The following is an 18,762-nucleotide window of genomic DNA, read 5'->3' as shown; positions in this document are numbered from 1 at the left end:
TAAACGATGCATACATCATAGGTGACGTGGTGTCCGGGAGGTGATCAGGAGGGTGAGCGGGCTGTTCACGCCCCTGTGCCCGGTCCTTGGTGACGGCGCGGTCCGCCGTCACCGTCGCGGCTCCAGACGCCGGTGTTCAGCATGAAGTGCTGGAAGGGCGGGCGGCACCCCTCGTAAAACGACGGAGCTGGGCACCCACCTCCCGTGGGCGCCCAGCTCCGGGCGCGGCCCTGCGGCCCCGGCGGTACGGCGTCGCAACCGCGGGTCAACTGTCGTGCAGCGCCCTCCTGAGGGCATCGACGGCGAGCGTGCGGGCGACATCGGCGGCGCGGGTGTCGCGCAGGCTGTCCAGCAGCAGGAAGTCGTGCACCATGCCGGCCACCCGGACGGAGGTGACGTCGACGCCCGCCTCGCGGAGCCTGTTGGCGTACTGCTCGCCCTCGTCGCGCAGCACATCCGCCTCATCGGTGATGACCAGCGTGGTGGGCAGTCCCCGCAACTGCTCCAGGGACGCCTGGAGCGGGGAGGCGTGGACCTCGGTGCGCTGGGCGGGATCGGTGGTGTAGGCGTCCCAGAACCACTTCATGGAATCCCGGGTGAGGTAGTAACCCTCGGCGAACTGCAGGTAGGAAGGGGTGTCGAAGTCCGCGTTGGTCACCGGGTACAGCAGGACCTGCGCCTTGAGATCGATACCGCCGCGCTCCTTGTTCATCAGCGCGAAGACCGTCGACATACAGCCACCGACCGACTCACCGGTGACGGCGATACGCGAGGTGTCCAGGCCGTGCTCGGCGCCGTGCTCCAGCACCCACAACCCCACCGCGTAGTTCTGCTCGACCTGCGTGGGGTACTTGGCCTCCGGCGCCCGGTCGTAGACGGGGAAGACGCCCGCGGCGCCCGCGCCCACGGTGAGTTCCCGGAAGAGCCGGTCGTGGGTCTTGTCGTCGCCGAACACCCAGCCCGCGCCGTGGATGTAGAACACCACCGGCAACGGCCCGCCCGCCCCCTCGGGCCGGATGATGCGGGTCCGGACGGTGCCCCACTCGCCGGCGTCCACGTCGACCCACTCCTCGTCGACGTCCGGGCGGGCGACCCCGCTACCGCTCTGCAGACCGAGCAGGATCTCCCGGCCCTCCTCGGGCGGCACCTCGTAGATACGCGGGTGCGGATCCGTCGCCTCGGCCAGCTCCCTCGCGGCCTGTTCGAGATACGGCGTGATCGGAGGCGGAAGGCCGGACATGGTCACTCCATTCCGCAGGCGCATACGCGCCCGTTCGTACGTCCCTCGGCCACGCCACCGTCGACCCGGCCTCGGCGAACTCCCCTCGGTCCATCGTCTTACGGCCTTCGCGGGGCGCAACCGCGCGGGGTGGGTGTGGTGCGGGCCCCCTCGCCCGGACCGCGGCCCGGGGCATCGAAGAGGGCGCCTGATCCGGCGAGGGGGCGTGGGAGCGGGGCGCCTGAATGCTGCGAGGTCAAGCACGCCGCCGTCACCGTCGCCGCGATCCGCCTCTCGCTCCGGCCGCGATCCGCGACTCGCTAGCCGTCCGAGCCGGTGGCCGAAGGCGGCACCTCGGCGACGAAGAACAGGAAGCAGGGCCTGACCGAAAGGTCGCGGAAGCCGTCCGGGAAGAGTTCGCGGGCGGCCGGGTCGGGCTGCGGCTCGCTGAGGGCGGAAAGACGGAAACCGGCGGTGGTGAAGGCATCGGTCATCGCGTGCAACGGCTTGCGCCAGAACCTCATCGGGACGGTCCGGCCGCCGAACTGCCAGTCGAAGCTGTAGCTGGTGGTCGCGAAATAGTCGGGCCGAGGTTCCTGGATCGTGTAGGCCACGAGCGGGTGGTCCACCGACGCGATCAGCCTGCCGCCGGGCCTGAGCACGCGCCGCAACTCGGCCAGCGTCGGCCCCCAATCCTCCAGATAGTGCAGGACCAGCGAAGAGACCACGTCGTCGAACGCGCCGTCGTCGAACGGCAAGCGGTCGCGGAGGTCGACCTGATGTACGTCCGCGTCCTCACCGAGCCGTCGCTTCGCCAGCGCCAGCATTCCGGCACTGACGTCGACGCCGGTGACGACGGCGCCGCGGTCGCGCAGCGCCGCGGACAGGGGACCGGAGCCACAGCCCGCGTCCAGGATCCGGTGGCCGGTCACGTCTCCGGCGAGATCCAGCATCGCGGGCCGCGCGTAGTACGCGTTCACGAGATTGGACTCGTTGTCCGCCGAATACGCCTCGGCGAACCTGTCGTAGTCATTCACCCCGGCCGGCTCCGCGGACCGGGCGGGGCACTCGGGCACATCCGTTACGCGTTCCATCGCCGCAGCCTAGCGCCGCCGAAGGGCCCGTTGGAGGCGATGGCGACGCCGTTCTTCTCTTCCCGTTCGGCCAGGGGGCGGAAGAGGAGTTCGGCGTGGTGGCGGTCGAATTTCATGCCACCCAGGTCATCCGTCACGGCAGGACGGCTCCTGTACCCGGTCAACCTGCCGGTGCGCAGCGCCGGGAGGACGCCACCGACCCCCTCCTTTCGGCTCTGGTGCCGCCGCACCTCATCCCGCCCGCCGCGCCGCTGCCCCGGTGGCACACTCTGCTTCCCGGCCGCGCCTCCACGCCGGGCCCGCCCGCCCCGCTCCCGTACGGCAACGCCGCACGTGGTGCCCACGCACACGCCACGCACAGAGGGGAATCCCATCCACCCATGACCGACCACACCAACCCCAGCACCGTCACTGCCGACGAGGCACCCGGCGTCATCGTCGTCTCGGGTATCTCGGCGGCGGGCAAGTCGACCGTCGCCCAGGCCCTCGCCGCACGCCTGCCGCGTTCGGTGCATGTGCGCGGCGACGCGTTCCGCCGCATGATCGTCAACGGTCAGGCGCACATGACCGCCGAGGCTCCGCCGGAGGCCGTCGCCCAGCTCCGGCTACGGCACCGGCTGGCCGCCGCGTCCGCCGACGCCTACGTCGAGGCCGGGTTCACCGTCGTCCTGCAGGACATCCTGCTCGGCGAGCACCTGACCGGGATCACCAAGATGATCAAGAGTCGCCCGCTGGCCGTCGTCGTGCTGACGCCCGCCCCGGAAGTCGTGGCACAACGGGAGAAACAGCGCGGCAAGACAGGCTACGGGCCCGACTGGCAGCCCGAGGACCTGGACAAAGTCCTCCGCGACAGCACGCCCCGGCTCGGGTTGTGGCTCGACACCTCCCGGCAGACCGCCGATGAGACGGTCGACGAGATCCTCGAACGGGCCTGGTCCGAGGGCGCCATCACCTGATCCCGTCCGGCAGACGACGGCGGACGGGAGGGGAAAGAGACGGCGGACGTGAGGAGAAATACCAGGGCGCTCGTGGTGGGTTTGTGGTTGGTGGGGTTTGTGGGGGTGTTCATCGTTGGCTCGCACTGTGAATCGGGGTGTTGTTGTTGCCGTCGTCGGATGTGTCATCGCTGCCGGTTTCGGCTTTGGCCTCGTCGCGGGTTTCGGTTTCGGTTGGGGTTTCGTTCGCGGCTGCGGCTGCGGCTTCGTTGTTGGTGGGGGTTTCGGTGGGGGTGGGGGTGGGGGGTGTGGTTGTGGTGGGGTGTTTGCTGTAGAGGCCGATGATGAGGCCGGTGATGATGAGGGTGCCGGCGAGGAGTTTGAGGGGTGGGAGGGGTTCGTTGAAGAGGAGGATGGAGCCTAGGACGCCGAAGATGGGGACGAGGAGGGAGAGGGGGGCGACGGTGGAGACGGGGTATTCGCGGAGCAGCCAGTTCCATATGGCGTAGCCGAGGACGGTGTTGGGGTAGGCCTGGAAGAGGAGGGAGAGGACTGCGGTCCAGCCGATTTGGTGGGGGAGTGCGGTGTAGCCGGTGGTGCCGTTGACGGCGAGGTCGAGGGCGAAGAGGGGGAGGGGGGAGAAGAGGGAGGACCACACGAGGAAGGCGAGGGTTTCCTTGGGTGCGGCTTTCTTCATGAGGATGTTGGCCACGCTCCATGCCACCGCGCCGAGGAGGACCAGGGCGATGCCGGTGAGGGTGACGGTGCCGTCGGTGATGAAGGTGACCGAGAACAGTCCGGTCAGGGCGACGGCGATGCCGGCGTACTGGAACCGGGAGAGTTTTTCGCGGAAGACGACGGCGCCGAGGAGGATGGTCAGGAAGGCGCTGAACTGCAGGACGAGGGAGGCGATTCCGGAGGACAGGCCGGCTTTGATGCCGAGGTTGACCACGCCCCACAGGCCGACGCCGAAGACGAGTCCGTAGCCGGTGATGTAGCGCCAGGGGACTTGGGGGCGTTTGAGGAAGAACACGGCGGGCAGTGCGCAGAGCGCGAATCTGATGCCGGCGAGGATGAGTGGGTCGACGCTCTCGAGTCCGATTTTGATGATGGAGAAGTTCAGACCCCAGATCGCGGTGACTGCCACGGCGAGCAGGATGTGCTGTTTCTTCATGCGAGGACCTGTTCCGCTGGTGTGGGGGCGGCCGGGCGGGTGCGGACCGTCAGGGAGTTGAACAGGTCGACGATCCAATCCCGGGTTTCTTCGGGGGTGTTGCTCGCGACGATGCCCGCGAGAACCGTTTCTCCGGCCTGGTAGGTGATGTGATCGGGTAGCCGCGCGCCGGACTGTAGCTCGTTCCAGGCGACGACGCGGGCACTGGCCCGAAATGCCCCTGTGCCGTCCAGACCGTGGAACTCCTGTCCGGCGAGGTGGTGGCCGGGGTGGACGAACCAGCCGTACCGGCGTGCGCCGGCGGGGGGTGCGGGCAGGCGGTCGGCGACGGGTTCGCCGAGCAGGATGCGCAGTTCGTAGGAGGGCAGGTGTACGCCGGTGGCGAGTTCGACGGTGGCGACGACGTCGGCGCCGCCGACGCGGTTGCCGACTTCGAGGAAGACCAGTTCCTGTTCTTCGGAGACGATGGCTTCGAGGTGGAAGCTGCCGTCCTTGATGCCGACGGCGGCCAGTGCCCGGGTGACCCAGGTGCGGGTGGGGGCGTCGCAGGTGATCTGGTACGAGCCCATGGGCTGTCCTTGGGCGTAGCGCAGGCAGGTGCCCACGTACTGGCTGGCGGTCAGCAGGAGGAGTGTGCCGTCTTGGATCAGGCCGTCGAAGTGCCGGATGGGGCCGGAGATGAATTCCTCGGCCTGGAAGTCGGCGCGGCCGGTGCCGGTGTCGAGTGCGGCGACGCCGGTGCGGCCTTCGGTGACCGCGGTGAGGGCCTGGTGGGGGGTGTCGTAGACCAGGACGTTTTCGCTGGAGGCGCCGCGGTGCGGTTTGAGGACGGTGCGGCCCTGCCACGGTGCCCGCGCGTGCGGGTGCAGCAGGTCCGGCAGTGCCGAGAAGCGCGGTACCCGGATTCCGGCGTCCTGGGCGGCTTGTTTCATCAGGACCTTGTCGCGGGTGAGGGTGACCTGTTCGACGCGCGGGCCGGTCACGCCGAGGTGTTCGCGCAGGCGGGCGGCGTCGAGCAGTTCGTATTCCGATACGGAGATGACGCGGTCGAAGGTGCGGGGGTGGGTGGTCAGCCACTGGCGGGCTTCGTCGTAGGCGGAGCGGGTGCCGGGCCGGCTGACGCGTTCGCACCGCAGGCCGTCCGGCAGGGTGGCCAGGGCCTGGTCGGTGCCGAAGTAGGTGACCTCGTGGCGGTCGTGGGGGATCCCCCGCGCGTATTCGATCTTGAAGTAGGGCACGCGGTGCAGGATGAGGATCTTCATGAGGCCTTCCTGACGGCAGGGGTGAGGGCGCGGTCGAGCGCGGCCGGCCAGGCCGTGCGCAGGGTGTGGACGACGGTGCGGATGTCGGCGCGGTTCCCGCGCAGGACGACGCAGCCCTGGGCCGCGAAGTCCGCGTTGTCCCGGGCGACGGCGTGCAGGGTGCGGCGTTCGGTCGACAGCCAGGTGAAGGCTGTGACGCTCAGTTCCCCGTCGGCCAGGGACAGTTGGGCGGCGGTGGCCCGCACGGCCTCGGCGAAGGGCTCCGCGCCGTCGGCGACGTCGGCGGGGGCGAAGGAGCGGTCGCTGCCGACGCCCAGCAGCACCGTCGCCGCCGAGCAGCCCGCCACCAGCCGCCCCGCACCCGCGCCGGTTCCGGCACCCGCGCCGGTTCCGGCACCCGCGCCGGTTCCGGCACCCGCGCCGGTTCCGGTTCCGGTAGCGGTGGTGGCAGTGGTGCCGGCTCCGGTTCCGGTTCCGGCGGCGGCAGTGCTGCCGGGAGCGGTACCGGCGGTGGTGCCGGTGGTGGCAGCGGCTCCGGCAGTGGTGCCGGGGGCTCCGGCGGCGGTGGTGGCGGCACCGGCAGCGGTACCGGCGGTGGCGCCGGGGGCTCCGGCGGCGGCAGCGGTGGCGGCGGTGCCGGGGGCGGCAGTGGTGCCGGTGGCGAAGACCGTGTCGATCCAGTGATGGTGCAGATCGATGCCGTACACCCACCGGGCCAGTGACCAGATTTTCATTCCGCCTGGACGGCGGTTGGGTTCCACCACCGCGGCCCGCAGTCCGTCGTCGCTCAGTTTGATCTCGTTGTGGAACGGCCCGTCGCACTGGCCGACCAGGGCGTTCGCCCACCGTCCGGCCCGCTCCAGTGTGGCGCGTTCGTGGGCGTCGACGACGGCGGGCAGTACCTGCGCGACCTCGACGGGGTACCGGCCCGGCGCGCTGATCTTCTCGGTCAGGAACGCCAGCGGTCCCACTCCGTCGTAGGAGTACTCCCGCCGGTAGGGGATGAACTCCTCACAGATCACCCCGCCCTCCAGGTAGGGCAGGACCTCGGCGAACGCGGCTGTCAGGTCATCTCCGGGCCGCACCACGACGACGCCGCGGTTGTTGCCCTCGGCCGAGGGTTTGACGACGAAACCCCCGGGGTGCTCCCGCGCGAATGCCCGGAGCTGATCGAGTGAGGCGATCTCGGCGAAGGCGGGCACCATGATCCGCTGCGCCGCCAGCAGCCGTGCGACCCGTGCCTCTTCCAGCCGGTAGCGGAACTTCGAGAACGCCCCCTGCGCGAGCTGCGGCGCGTCGACGGCGACGCCCAGCCGGTCGAGCAGTTCCGCGCCGCTGTGTACGGCGTTGTCGGAGAAGACCACGCCCGCCACGATCCGCTCGCGCCGGTCCCCGAGCAGTTTCAGGCCCATCTCGGCGAAGTCGTCGCGCAGCGGGTCGAGGTCGATCACCTCATCGGCCAGCGCGCGGTCCGCCGCGGTGGGAGCGGCCCGGATCAGCACCACCCGCGCACCGTGGCGCTCGCGCGCGTGGTCGCTCAGGTGACGGACCTCGTCGATCCGGCTCAGGTTGTAGTCGACGATGAGGAACAGCGGTGCGCTCATGCCTGTCCTCCCTCGTAGGCGACCTCGATCGCCCGCTCGGAGGCGGGCATCAGCTCCGCCAGGACCGCCTCGCGGCCGGCCAGGTCCATCCGCCACAGCACCTGGCCGAGGAACACCTCCCGCGAGGACGGCTCGACCGTGTCACCGGCCTTGAGCAGGATCTGCGAGAGCAGCGGCCGCGGCCGCAGCGCCGGGTTCAGCTCGACCCGGGCCAGCGTGCCGGGGTCGGCGAAGAAGACACGGAAGAACGTCGCCCGCCCGCCCGGCGCCGCGCCGCCGGCCGTGTACGACAGTTTCTCCAGCGTGGTGCGCAGGGCGGCGGGCCGGTGGGCGCCGAGCAGGGAGTCCAGCCACAGGTCGAGCAGGCCGGGGCCGCCGGTCAGTGCCGCCACGCTGGGGGAGATCAGGCTGCCGCCGACGCGCGGGTTGATCTCGATCAGGTCCCAGCCCGAGGCGCTGTGCCGTGCCTCGATGTGGAAGCAGCCCCAGTTCAGCTCCAGCAGCTCCAGTACCGTGCCGACCCACGTCAGGCCCGCGGCGATCTGGTCCTGCGTCAGGCTGGTGGGAGGGCTGACGCAGGCGTTCTCCAGGACGGTGCCCGCGGCTTCGGTCACCTCGCACTTCTCGTGCACGGCCACCACCTGCGGCCCGCCGTCGACGACGATCACCTCGAAGCTGAACTCCTGCCCGGGTATGTAGTCCTCGACGAGGAACCGCACCGGGACCTCCGCGTCCCGGCCCGCACTCCCGCCCGCCTCCCGGCCTGTGTCCCGGCCCGCACTCCCGCCCGCGTCCCGGCCCGCGTCCCGGTGCGGGTCCCGGCCCGCGTCTTGGCCCGTGGCCCGGCCTGCATCCCGGCCCGCGTCCCGGCCCGCGTCCCGGTGCGGGTCCCGGCCCGCGTCTTGGCCCGTGGCCCGGCCTGCATCCCGGTGCGGGTCCCAGCTCGTGTCCCGACCCGCGTCTTGGCCCGTGGCCCGGCCTGCACCCCGGCCCGGGTCCCGGCCCGGGTCCCGGCCCGTGTCCCGGCCCGTTTCCTGTCCCGCGCCTTGGTCCGCGGGTCCGGTGGCGCCGCGCCCGGCGGCCCCCGCCTGCGCCACCGCTCCCGCCGCTTCCGCCGCCGTACGTGCGGCCGTCCCGCCCGCACCGCCCGCACCGCCCGTCCCGGCCGTCCGCGTGGCCGTCCGTGTGGCTGTCCCGCTTGTTCCGTCCGCCTGTGCGGCCGTTGGGTCTGCTGTGCCCGTGTCGTCCTCGTCGGCGGGGCCGGTGGTGAAGGCGCTGGCGTAGACGGTGTCCGAGCGTGCCTGGTCGGCGATGCGTTGCAGATCGGCCCAGGTGGTGCTGTCGGTGAGGGGGAACGTCCCGAACGAGGCGATCCCGCTGACCGGTTTGACGAAGTAGCGGCCGCCCGCCCGACGGCGCGCGGCGAGCGTTGCGGGGGTGAGCACCGCCGCCCGGCCCCGGCTCAGACCCGCGTCGGCCAGACGGTTGCGCACCGTCAGCTTGTCGCGCAACTGCAGGGCCTGCTTCTCCTGGAGGTCCGCGACCCCCAGCCGGGCGTTGGCCAGCGCCATCAGGTGCCGGTAGCCCTCCCAGACGGTCAGGCAGCACCGCACCGGGGCACCCGCGGCCTGAAGCTCGTCGAGGAAGCCGTCGACCTCACGCGGGCCCAGCACATGCCCGGCGGTGACCTTGACCTCGTCGGCGAGGTCCGCCAGCACCCCCGGCCGCACACCCTGATGCTCCGGCTCCGGCAGCGAACTGATCACGTAGACCTTCAGCCCGCGTGCCCGCACCGCGCCGGCGAGGTCTTCGACGAACGAGAACCCGACATGGCTGAGCAGCAGCACTCCCGGGGCGTCTTCCATGCTCATCCGGCCTCCTCACCGGTGGGCGGGGGCGCGCCGCGACCGCGCCGCGCCCCCGCCGAGGACGAAAAATCAGGCGGCCTGCTTCTCCGCCTTGGCGATGGTGTCCAGGTACAGCTCCTCGAAGTACTGCGCCAGAACCGTCTGGTGCTCACGCAGGTACCGCTTGAACGCGTCGATGTCGTCCTGGCCGCGCAGCAGGTGACGCACCGCCGCCCACACCTCGCCGGGGTGGTCGTCGTTGATGTCGGTGTGCGAGTGGTTGATCTGACCGCCGATGTTGTCCTCGCCGACCGACCCCTTGAGCGCCTGAAGCTTCCTCGGCTCCAGCTTCACGTTCACGTACTCCACGAGGTAGGAGTACGCCACGACACCGAGGGGACCCTCGTGGTCGAGGAGGTAGGAGAAGTAGCCGGCCAGCAGCTTCGTCGACAGGTACGGCTCGGTGGCCAGGAACTGCTCACGCGAGACCCCCGCCTTCTCCAGGTCGCTGATGAACAGCTCGTCGTGGAGCATCTCCTCCTGCTCGTAGTTGGCCCACACCTGCGCCGCCTCCGGGCTGCGCTTGGCGACCTCCACCAGGGCCTTGGCCTCGGCCACCCGCAGCAGCCGGATACGCCAGGCGGTCTCGATCAGGTTCCGCTTGTAGTACGCGGAGTCGACGTTCTTGCCCTCCAGGTGCGCGGCCTCGGGCACGTTGGCGTACCACTCCAGGACCTGCTGGTCGAGCTGCTCGTCGATCTCGGCGCGCAGCTTCACGGAGGCGGACGCGGTCAGGAACGGGGTGCGGTCCCCGTAGCCGGCGTTGATCACGCGGTTCGGCATGATGGCCTTTCTCGTGGTTGTCCGGATGTGCGGTGTCAGTGGTTCAGGTGTCGTCGGCGACGCGAACGGTCGCGTCGCCGCCCAGCCGGCACCGGCAGGCCAAGCGGTGGCCTCCGCCGGTCCGGCCGAGGTCTTCGAGAAAGTCGAGTTCGTCGTCGTCGGGCTCACCCAGGGCGCTGAAACCTTCCAGCACCTCGATGACGCACGCGCCGCACGCCCCGGAGCGGCAGCCGAACGGGATGAGCTGCTGCGGACACTCGTACTCGACTTCGGTCAGAGGGGATCCGCCGGGCAACCAGACCTCGGTCCCGGCCGGAAGAACCGTCAATTTCTTCAGGGTCATGACAACAACGCTTCGCGGTCGGTGGAATGCTCCGGCGCCAGACGGGAGCCCGGACGCAACGCGACCGCCAGATGATTCGCCGCCGTCGCCGCCTCCCCGAAACCCACCGAGATCAGCGGCACCCGCCCCTCATACGTACAGATGTCGCCCACGGCATAAACCCCCGGCAGATTCGTCCGCATCGCCCCGTCCACCACCACACGGCGACTCTCCATCCGAAGCCCCCACCCGGCCAGCGGACCCGAAGAAGTGATAAAACCCAGCGCCGAAACAACAGCCTGCGCGGGCAACGTCAATTCCCCGCCGCTCCCGCCCTGGCGCAGCCGCACCCTTTCCAGATGCTCCCGCCCCTCACCACCGGTCACCTGCGCCTCGGTCAGCACCCGGATATCACCCGCGTACATCTGCTTGACACTGTGCTCGTGGGCACGGAAGACCGCCCGACGGTGCACCACGGTCACCGACCGCGCCACCGGCGCCAGCGCCAGCGCCCAGTCGACCGCACTGTCACCACCGCCCACGATCACCACATCACGCCCCCGGTGCGCCTCCAGACGCGGCACGTGGTGCGCCACCCCGCGCCCCTCCCAGGGCTGCAGACAGGCCAGCGTGCGCGGCACCGCACGCCCCAGACCGGCCGCGATCACGACCGCCCCGGCACGCACCCGCCCGCCGTCCTCCAGACCGACCACCCAGCCCCGGCCCGCCCCCTCGCCCCTGCCCTCGTCCGGGGTCAGCGAGACGGCGGTCCGCCCGGGAAGATGCCGCGGCCGGAACGGCGCGACCTGGGCCAGCAACTGATCGATCAGGTCCCGGCCGCGTACGGCCACATGGCCGGCGACGTCGTAGATCTTCTTCTCCGGATACAGGGAAGTGAGCTGACCACCCGGCTGCGGCAACGCGTCGATTATCGCGCTGGAAAGCCCGCGGAATCCCGCGCAGTAGGCGGCGTACAGACCGGCCGGACCCGCTCCGACGACGGCCACATCCGTGCTCGTCTCCACTGGTCGAGTTCCCGCTTGATTCATCCTGAACTCCAGGCCCCTTCGGCGGTCGAAAACGGATCGGCCCTCTCGGCCTCACGGCCGGCCGGACACATTTCCCTCACGCCGTACGGCATTTCGCACCGATCCGGCGGACACCACGGCGCGGCCCGTGAGAGGAAGGACCGTGAAGCGCGGGGTGCGATTTCATCATTCAAGGGCCCGGCGCCGGCGTCAACAAAAGGGTCCGGAATTCCGGCTCCCCGCGGAAAGCACAGGGAATGAAGAGCCCTTTACCTCAAAAAGTACGGACCAAAAAGAGAGGGTGTGTGCCGGTGCCGGCCGGTCATGACCGGCGGCCGGCAGCCCGGCCCCGCCCGGCACGCCGGACCCCGCCCGGCCCCGCCGTTCTACGCCCCGTCCCCGTCGGCGGCGGCCTGGTCCAGGGCGCTGGCGAACCGCTGCCATTCCCGGGCGTAGGAGTTGGCCAGGTTCGCGACCGCGACGGCACAGTGCGGCGGCACCGAGGACATCAACTGCCGCCCCGCCTCAAGATCGGGTGCCCGCGCGTTCAGCCAGCGCAGCAGCGCGCGCCCGGACTCGGTGAACCGCAGCGAGGGATCCTTCGCCAGACTCTCGATGCGCCGCCCCTGCCCCTGCTGCCGGCCGGCCGGCGCCCCGCCTCCGCCTTCGCCCCGGGGCCCGTCGTCGTCCCCGGCCCGGGGTCCGTCCGCGGCCCGGGGTCCGTCCGCGGCCCGGGGTCCGTCCGCGGCCGGGGGGCGCGGTGGCGCGGGGGGCCGCTCGCCGCGCAGCAGGCGCTGGCGGATGTCGCACGCGGTACTGATCGACACCCCCGCGCTGGCGGCGATCTCGTGGAGCTTGGCGCCGGGGTGTTCGGCGAGGAACGCGCGGGCCGCCTCCCGGCGCTCGGCCGCATCCAGCGGGCGGCTGCGGCCGTCCGCCCCCACCCGGACCTTCGACCGGGGAATTTCCTCGGTCGAAGTACGGCGGACGGCGCCGACGGTCTTGGGCGAGAGCCCGGTGATGCGCGCGATCGCACGGTCCGACAGATCCGGGTGCGAGGCCAGGATGCGGACCGCCGCGGCCTTGCGGTCCTGCAGCGTCAGCGGCAGACCGTGGCGGACGTTGGCCGCCACGGACCGCAGGAAGATCTCACTGGCCGGCCCGTCCAGATACCGGACCGGGATCAGCCGCTCCCCCCGGAGCCGGACGGCCTGGAGACGGTGCATCCCGTCGACCACCCGCCGGGTGTCCCGGTGGACGAGGATCGGCTCGATATTTGCCTGTGCGAGTATCTCGACATGTTCCCGGCTCACCCCGCCCAGCCGGGGCGAATCGGCGGCGACCAGGGAGTCGACCGGCACCAGACGGACCCCGGGGCACCCGCCCTCCGCCCTGGCCTCGAGATCCCGAGCCGCAGTTCTTAAAAAGTCTCCGGTCCCTAATAAGTCTCTCAATGTCAGCACCCACCGCTCCCCATATTTTCACATTACGGGTAGATGGTGGCCAGTTAACGATCACCGCCGTGATCCGTCAAGACCTGTGATCCCTTCACCGGTGGCCCGGAGTATCGACCAGCGGCCCCCGCCCGGACCGTTCATGAGGGCGCAACATTTCATTAAGTTGCGGCAGGCCGTGGTTTACGGACCCCGCTTCACGGTTTAGTAAAACCTCCCCGATGGTCGGTTTCGGATAACGTTTCTTGACCCCCCGCAGCCGGTCCTGCTAATCAGTGAACCTTGCCCCAAAACACCGGACACGCCGTCGCAAAACTTCACCCGAAGATAAGCGACCACCCCGACCCCTGGAGGAGTAATCGTGTCTCTTTCGCGCCGCAAAATTCTGCTCGGCTCCGGCGCCGCGGCTTCCGCACTGACCCTGGGAGCCGCAGGGAAAGCCGCCGCGCAAGAGGCTGCAACCCAGCCGTTCAACCCCCACGACTGGAAATCCGTCCGCGCACAATTCCTCCTCAGGCCCGACCTCGCACACCTCTCGAACTTCTTTTTCGCCTCCAACCCCACCCCCGTACGTGAAGCCATCGCCAAATACCGCAAGGCATTCGACGAAAACCCCTACAGCTACCTCGACGACAACATGTTCCAACGCGACGAGGACATGATCTGGCGCAAGGTGTGCGCCGCCGCCGCCGAATACGTCGGCGGAAAGCCCCACGAGATCGCCCTCACCGGCAGCACCACCATGGGACTCGCCCTCATCTACAGCGGCCTGCGCCTGAAGCCGGACCAGGAAATCCTGACCACCACCCACGAGTTCTACCCGCACCACGAATCCATACGACTGGCCGTCAACAGGTGGGGCGCCAGCACACGCAAAATCTCCCTCTACGAATCATCACTGCACTTCTCCGAGGACGAAGCCGTAGCCCGCATACGCGCCGCCGTACGCCCCAACACCCGGGTCGTCGGCGTCACCTGGGTCCACTCCGGCACCGGCGTCCGCCTGCCCATCGCGAAAATCGCCGACGCCCTCGCAGAACTGAACCGCAACCGCGACGAAGCGGACCGCATCCTGCTCGTGGTCGACGGCGTCCACGGATTCGGCATCGTCGACGAAGACGTCGCGAAAATGGGCTGCGACTTCTTCTCCGCCGGCACCCACAAATGGATCCTCGGCCCCCACGGAACCGGCATCGTCTGGGCCAAGGCGGAGAACTGGGCACTCCTGCAGCCCACCATCCCCAGCATCATGACCAAAGAACCCCAGGACGCCTGGCGCGAAGACCGCCCGCCGGTCGGCCCCACCGAAGCCTCATGGATCAGCCCGGGCGGATTCTTCGCCTACGAACACCAGTGGGCCACCATCGAAGCCTTCCGCTTCCACCGGCAGATCGGCCGCACCCGCGTCCAGGACCGCATCCTCGACCTGAACGGCCAGATCAAGGAGGGCCTGGCCGGCATGGACCACGTCACCCTCCACACCCCCCGCGCCCCCGAACACTCCGCCGGCTTCGTCTGCTTCGACGTCCGCGGCTACAAGCCCACGGACGTCGTACAGATCCTCCGCGACAACCGCGTCATCGCCAGCGGAACACCGTACGCGGTCCCGCACGTCCGCTTCTCGGCCGGCATCGTCAATTTCCCCAAGGACGTCCACCGGGCCCTCGAAGTCATCCGCTCACTGGCCTGACACCGCGAACCCGCCACCCGCCCGCGGCCTTCCCGACCACTCCGCCTTCCGGCCGCTCAGCTCAAGACGCGGCGGAAAACACGTCGGCGCGTAAAGACACAGCCCGGCCCGGCCACCCGCCACCACCGCCCCTTCACCGCAACCGCCACCACGACCGTCACCGTCGTGGCCGGGTGGCCGGACCCGCCCTTCCGAGCACATCACCACGGAAGGGCGGGAGGCCCGCAAGAGCAAGAAGAGAAAGAGGGAAAGGGAAGAGGAAAGAGGAAAAGAGGAAAAGAGGAAAAGGGGAAAGGGGGAGGGGCGGAAGGTCAAGGGGCGCGGAGACCGTACGGGCCGTGCCGTAAGGCCGCGAGAATGAGGAATTTCAGGGACGCGGGGAACCAAGAACGGGTTGGGTGCGGGTTGCGAGGGCCGCAGAGGTGCGGAGAAACGGCGCCCGCCTCCCTTTCCTCTCTTCCGCCGCTTCCCGCATACACGAAACGGTACGCCGCGGCCCCGGGAATGAGCGGCCCGCCAACGCGCGGAGATGCGACCGCCGTTGCGTTCGCCGGCGTGGTGGCGAACGCGTCCGGTGAAGCAGCCGAGGCGCCGATGCAGAAGAGGACCCCATGGATGTCATCACCGCTGTACTGACCCGCCGCAGCGAACACCATCTCGTCGAACCCGCCCCCAGCGACCAGGAATTCGCCTATCTGCTGAGCGCGGCAGCCACGGCCCCCGATCACGGCAGACTCCGGCCCTGGCGATGGATTCTGGTACGGGATGAAGGACGCGCCGCTTTGGGGCGCTGTTTCGCCGACGACTGCGCGGGCCCCGATTCCCGGCGAGGGCAGGTGGAGACCAAGCCGCAAAGAGCACCGCTTCTCGCCACCTTGGTGTTCTCACCGGTGCCGAACGGAAACGGCCGCGGCGGCTCGATCCCCGAATGGGAACAACTCGCCGCCACCAGCGCCATGACCACTTCCCTGATACTCCTGCTGCACGCCCGGGACTTCGGAAGCGTCTGGCGCACCGGCAGGTTCACCGAGTCCGAACGGGTCCGCAGCGCCCTGGGCCTGCGAAAAGCCGAACGCCTGCTGGGATGGCTCTACATCGGCACCCCCCAGCGGCTCCTCCCGCCGAAGCGCCGGGCGACCGAGGACGTCACCGACCGGATCTCCGTCTTCACCCCCCGCTGACGCGCTTCGCACCCGCACCGTCCCCCACACCGGCACCGTCCCTGGCACCGGCCAGGACCGGACGGACACCCCGCCCCCCCCCGCCCCACCCCCGCCGCCCGCAGTGGCCGGTCCATGCCCCGCGTCTCCTCTGTGCCCTACATACGCCATGTGCACATGTGCCCACGTGCTCCGTGCAGGTCACGGGGCTGCGCTCAGCGTCCCCGGCCGCCCTCTCCGCCGGCGGCGGGCGTCCGGAACCGGCACCGGCCCCGGTACCGGGAGTGGCTGCGGGGAGGGGACTCGGGGGGCGGCCGGGCCGGGGCCGGGGGAGCGGGGCAGAGCACCTCGGCTGCGGCGTAACCGCTCCCGCACAGCAGCAGGTCACAGGCCGTTCGACGTCCGCTCCGCCGACAGCGCGACGGCTGCCCACCGGCACCCGCCCACCGGCTCCCGTCTCCCGCCCACCGTCTCCCGTCTCCCGGCACCGGGCACCATGCCGGCCCCGCGCCGCTCGGCTGCCGCCCGGCACCGGCGCCGCGAAGCACCTCGGACGCGGGCTCACGCCCTGAGCGGACCGCAGGCCGCTCGGCCCCAACTCACCCCAACTCGCCTTCACCTGCCCCGGCATACGCGACGAGACTCGGCCGCCCGCCGCCCGCCGCCCGCCGCCCGCCGCCCGCCGCCCGCCGCCCGCCGCCCGCCGCCCGCCGCCCGCCGCCCGCCGCCCGCCGCCCGCCGCCCGCCGCCCGCCGCCCGCCGCCCGCCGCCCGCCGCCCGCCGCCCGCCGCCCGCCGCCCGCCGCCCGCCGTTGCCCGTTGTGTGTCCCGCGGCTCACCGCCGCCCTGCCGTGCCGTGCCGGAGGCGGCGGGACACCGTGCTGTGCCGCGCGCGATCCGGACCGGCCGGTGGTACCGCCGCCCGGCGCCGCGAGGCCGTGACCGGTATGAACCTCCGTCTCCGGCCACGTCCTGCCCGCATCCGGCCCCTCGCCCGGCCCCGCCTGGCCTCACGGTTTCGAAAACGCGCAGGTCACCGCCGTCACAGGTGATCGGTGACCGCCGGGGCGTTCTCGCTCCCGGGCGGGAGTGGCCCAGGACGGCCCCTTCGCGGCGCCGCTGCCGGTACCGTACGGACAGTGCGCTGCCGGAAACGCTGTGGCACCGGGTGACGTGACCGCCTGCCGCCGCGCTCGCCACCGCCGCGGACGTCACCGTACGAAGGCCCGGGCCGGGAAGCCGCCCGGCCCGCCCGCGGCACGGACACCGAAGACCGGTCCGGACCCGGACACCGAAGACCCAGGCCCGTGGCACGGACTCCGAGGTCACCGGCCCGTGGCGCGGGTGGGCACCGCGGTCACCGGCCCGTGGCACGGGCGCCGAGGACATCGGTCCGTGGCGCGGGCGCGGGGGCGCCGGCCGTGGTGCACACGGCGAAGACCGGACCGTGGCGCGGACATCGAAGACAACGACCCGAGGAGAGCACCGTGAGCGATCAGACTGCCGACGAAACGCCGTCCGGCGACCGGGAGATCATCGCCGGCGCCGCCGTCACCAGCAGCCGCGCCGCCCTGCTCCGCGACCTCGCCGCCGTCCTGGGCCGCACCCCCGAAGCCCTCGCCGCCGAATGGGCCGCAGGCACTCTGCCCGTGCCCACCACGCCCGTCGGCGACCAGGTGCCTCCCGCGCGGTGGGGCCTCTTCGACGGCCCCGCCGACCTGTCCGCCCGCACCGGCGAGTACCTCCGCGAGGACTTCGCCCGGTGACCGCCGCGCCCCCGCCGGTGCTCGCCGTCGCCGACACCTCCGTCCTGCTCGCCGCCTTCAACCGCAAGGACGACGACCACGAACGCGCCGTGAAGGCCCTGACCCGCGCCCGTATCCTCGTCGTCTCGCCCCTGGTCCTGGCCGAGCTCGATCACCTGCTCACCACCCGTGCGGGGAAGGCCGTGGCCGCCGCGGCGGTCACCCGCCTCGGAGCGCTCGCCCGCACCGGCGCCCTCCAGATCGCCACCGTCGACGGTGACCTCCTCGCCGACCCCGGCACCCTCAACGCGTCCCTGGCCTGGCGCCTGGAGAGACCGGTCCTTCTCTCCACCGTCCAGCCCCCGCACCCCCGCGACGCCCAGCCGCCGCTCGAAGTCATCCCCGGCCCCGCCACCCGGTGACGCACCGGGCCCGCCACCAGGCCGCCGCCGCCCGATCACCTGCCTCGAAGCGCCGGCCCGGCCCGGAAGGCGTCCCGGGGGAGGGGGGTACGAACGCGGCGGTGCGTGAACGCCCGCGGCGCACGACTCGCACCTGACGCCGGGCATGGCGGTGCGGGCGGGAACCCCCCTCGGGTTCCCGCCCGCACCGCTTCCCGTGCCTGGGCACGGCCGTGGTCACCGGCGGAAGCCGGCCGCCGGTGACCAGGTCTCAGAGGTCTGAGTGGTCCGAGTGGTCTCAGAAGTCGTAGGGCTTCTCGGTGTTCCAGTTCAGGACGTCGGCCTCGTTGTACGTGAACTGGGGCTTGTCGCCCTTGACGTCGACGGAGTAGGCGGGCTTGTCGTTGCCGTCGTTGTCGCGCAGGGCGACGGAGAGGCCGGTGCCGGTGTGGTTGTCCTTGCCGTAGTCGAAGATGTTGACGGCGCTGTAGACCTTGTCCTCGGGCTGGAGGGTGATCGGCTGGTCGCCGCCGTCGGCCTTCTTGGAGAGCGGCAGGGCGGCGCCCTCACCGTTGATCTTGACGGTGGGGTAGGAGGTGATCACGCAGGGCTTGTCGCCCTTGTTGACGGCGGTGAGCAGCAGATGGTCGCCCTGCTGGTCGGCGAGTTCGTGCTCGGCGGTCACCAGCAGCTCGTCACCGACGCACAGGTCGGCACCCGCCTCGGCGCCCGCGGTGCCGCCCGTCGCGGAGGCCGACTCCGTCTGTCCCTTGGTGTCCGTGGCGCTGTTCGCCTGCGCGGAGCCGCCCTTGGCGTCCTGCCCGGCGGTGGCGGACCGGCTCTGGCCGGAGGCGTCGTCGCTCTTCGCGGCGTCGTCGGCGCCGCCGCAGGCGGTCAGGCTCAACGCCAGCGTGGCGGTGGCGGCGGCCAGAACGGTGGCACGGATACGGGAAGTACGCATGATCGGTCCCTGCGGCTCGTGCGG

At 71.0% G+C, this 18,762-nt stretch carries 16 protein-coding genes and 1 pseudogene; 5 read left to right on the top strand and 12 right to left on the bottom strand.

The genetic code is table 11. The features are described from left to right. Nucleotides 1-265 precede the first annotated feature (265 nt). The 3 genes and pseudogenes from ACGH2B_RS00235 to ACGH2B_RS00225 form a co-directional block, all read right to left on the bottom strand. Nucleotides 266-1,240: an alpha/beta hydrolase gene (locus ACGH2B_RS00235; RefSeq protein ID WP_399082067.1), complete on the bottom strand. Its 975-nt coding sequence runs from the start codon at nucleotides 1,238-1,240 to the stop codon at nucleotides 266-268. A gap of 299 nt (nucleotides 1,241-1,539) precedes the next feature. After that, nucleotides 1,540-2,313: a class I SAM-dependent methyltransferase gene (locus ACGH2B_RS00230; protein ID WP_399082064.1), complete on the bottom strand. Its 774-nt coding sequence runs from the start codon at nucleotides 2,311-2,313 to the stop codon at nucleotides 1,540-1,542. A 14-nt stretch (nucleotides 2,314-2,327) separates the two neighbouring features. Then, nucleotides 2,328-2,444: pseudogene (locus tag ACGH2B_RS00225) on the bottom strand (AAA family ATPase); the annotation flags it as partial. A gap of 249 nt (nucleotides 2,445-2,693) precedes the next feature. On the opposite strand from ACGH2B_RS00225, the gene ACGH2B_RS00220 reads away from it, so the two are divergent. After that, nucleotides 2,694-3,269 (top strand): AAA family ATPase, encoded by a 576-nt coding sequence (locus ACGH2B_RS00220; protein WP_399082061.1) that lies wholly within the window; start codon nucleotides 2,694-2,696, stop codon nucleotides 3,267-3,269. Nucleotides 3,270-3,378: 109 nt separating this feature from the next. Here ACGH2B_RS00220 and ACGH2B_RS00215 read toward each other — a convergent pair whose 3' ends face one another. From ACGH2B_RS00215 to ACGH2B_RS00180, 8 genes are all read right to left on the bottom strand, one after another. Then, nucleotides 3,379-4,422, bottom strand: coding sequence for an EamA family transporter (locus ACGH2B_RS00215; protein ID WP_399082058.1), 1,044 nt, complete (start codon nucleotides 4,420-4,422; stop codon nucleotides 3,379-3,381). Then, a complete protein-coding gene (locus ACGH2B_RS00210; protein WP_399082055.1) occupies nucleotides 4,419-5,684 on the bottom strand; it encodes an acetyl-CoA carboxylase biotin carboxylase subunit family protein in 1,266 nt (421 codons plus the stop codon). The genes ACGH2B_RS00215 and ACGH2B_RS00210 overlap by 4 nt, the downstream gene beginning before the upstream one ends. After that, complete coding sequence (locus tag ACGH2B_RS00205) at nucleotides 5,681-7,288, bottom strand: acetyl-CoA carboxylase biotin carboxylase subunit family protein (RefSeq protein WP_399082052.1); 1,608 nt, start codon at nucleotides 7,286-7,288, stop codon at nucleotides 5,681-5,683. Before ACGH2B_RS00205 ends, ACGH2B_RS00210 begins: the two co-directional genes overlap by 4 nt. Beyond that, on the bottom strand, nucleotides 7,285-9,159 hold the full coding sequence (locus ACGH2B_RS00200) for an ATP-grasp domain-containing protein (protein WP_399082049.1): 1,875 nt from the start codon (nucleotides 9,157-9,159) through the stop codon (nucleotides 7,285-7,287). The genes ACGH2B_RS00205 and ACGH2B_RS00200 overlap by 4 nt, the downstream gene beginning before the upstream one ends. Before the next feature lie 66 nt (nucleotides 9,160-9,225). After that, nucleotides 9,226-9,978 (bottom strand): hypothetical protein, encoded by a 753-nt coding sequence (locus ACGH2B_RS00195; RefSeq protein WP_399082046.1) that lies wholly within the window; start codon nucleotides 9,976-9,978, stop codon nucleotides 9,226-9,228. A 43-nt stretch (nucleotides 9,979-10,021) separates the two neighbouring features. Then, entirely contained in the window at nucleotides 10,022-10,321 is a 300-nt protein-coding gene (locus ACGH2B_RS00190) for a 2Fe-2S iron-sulfur cluster-binding protein (RefSeq protein ID WP_399082043.1), read from the bottom strand. Further along, a complete protein-coding gene (locus tag ACGH2B_RS00185) occupies nucleotides 10,318-11,325 on the bottom strand; it encodes an NAD(P)/FAD-dependent oxidoreductase (RefSeq protein WP_399082040.1) in 1,008 nt (335 codons plus the stop codon). The genes ACGH2B_RS00190 and ACGH2B_RS00185 overlap by 4 nt, the downstream gene beginning before the upstream one ends. Nucleotides 11,326-11,714: 389 nt before the next feature. Continuing rightward, entirely contained in the window at nucleotides 11,715-12,689 is a 975-nt protein-coding gene (locus ACGH2B_RS00180) for a ParB/RepB/Spo0J family partition protein (protein ID WP_399082037.1), read from the bottom strand. Nucleotides 12,690-13,143: 454 nt separating this feature from the next. Between ACGH2B_RS00180 and ACGH2B_RS00175 the strand changes: the two genes are divergently transcribed. The 4 genes from ACGH2B_RS00175 to ACGH2B_RS00160 all read left to right on the top strand — a co-directional run bounded on the left by ACGH2B_RS00175 (nucleotide 13,144) and on the right by ACGH2B_RS00160 (nucleotide 17,798). After that, entirely contained in the window at nucleotides 13,144-14,472 is a 1,329-nt protein-coding gene (locus tag ACGH2B_RS00175; protein WP_399082034.1) for an aminotransferase class V-fold PLP-dependent enzyme, read from the top strand. Nucleotides 14,473-15,083: 611 nt separating this feature from the next. Then, nucleotides 15,084-15,653 (top strand): nitroreductase, encoded by a 570-nt coding sequence (locus ACGH2B_RS00170; RefSeq protein WP_399082031.1) that lies wholly within the window; start codon nucleotides 15,084-15,086, stop codon nucleotides 15,651-15,653. Between the two features lie 1,465 nt (nucleotides 15,654-17,118). Beyond that, nucleotides 17,119-17,397 carry a hypothetical protein gene (locus ACGH2B_RS00165; protein ID WP_399082028.1) on the top strand — a complete coding sequence of 93 codons (279 nt, stop codon included), beginning with the start codon at nucleotides 17,119-17,121 and terminating at the stop codon, nucleotides 17,395-17,397. Beyond that, complete coding sequence (locus ACGH2B_RS00160; protein WP_399082025.1) at nucleotides 17,394-17,798, top strand: PIN domain-containing protein; 405 nt, start codon at nucleotides 17,394-17,396, stop codon at nucleotides 17,796-17,798. The genes ACGH2B_RS00165 and ACGH2B_RS00160 overlap by 4 nt, the downstream gene beginning before the upstream one ends. 277 nt (nucleotides 17,799-18,075) lie before the next feature. Here the strand turns inward: ACGH2B_RS00160 and ACGH2B_RS00155 are convergent, their stop codons facing one another. Beyond that, nucleotides 18,076-18,738, bottom strand: coding sequence for a DUF4232 domain-containing protein (locus ACGH2B_RS00155; protein WP_399082022.1), 663 nt, complete (start codon nucleotides 18,736-18,738; stop codon nucleotides 18,076-18,078). Nucleotides 18,739-18,762 lie beyond the last annotated feature (24 nt).

The sequence above is a fragment of the Streptomyces sp. BBFR2 genome (assembly GCF_044497305.1).
GTDB lineage: Bacteria > Actinomycetota > Actinomycetes > Streptomycetales > Streptomycetaceae > Streptomyces.
The sequence above is the reverse complement of the archived record's forward strand: the minus strand, read 5'-3'. Positions and strand labels throughout refer to the sequence as shown.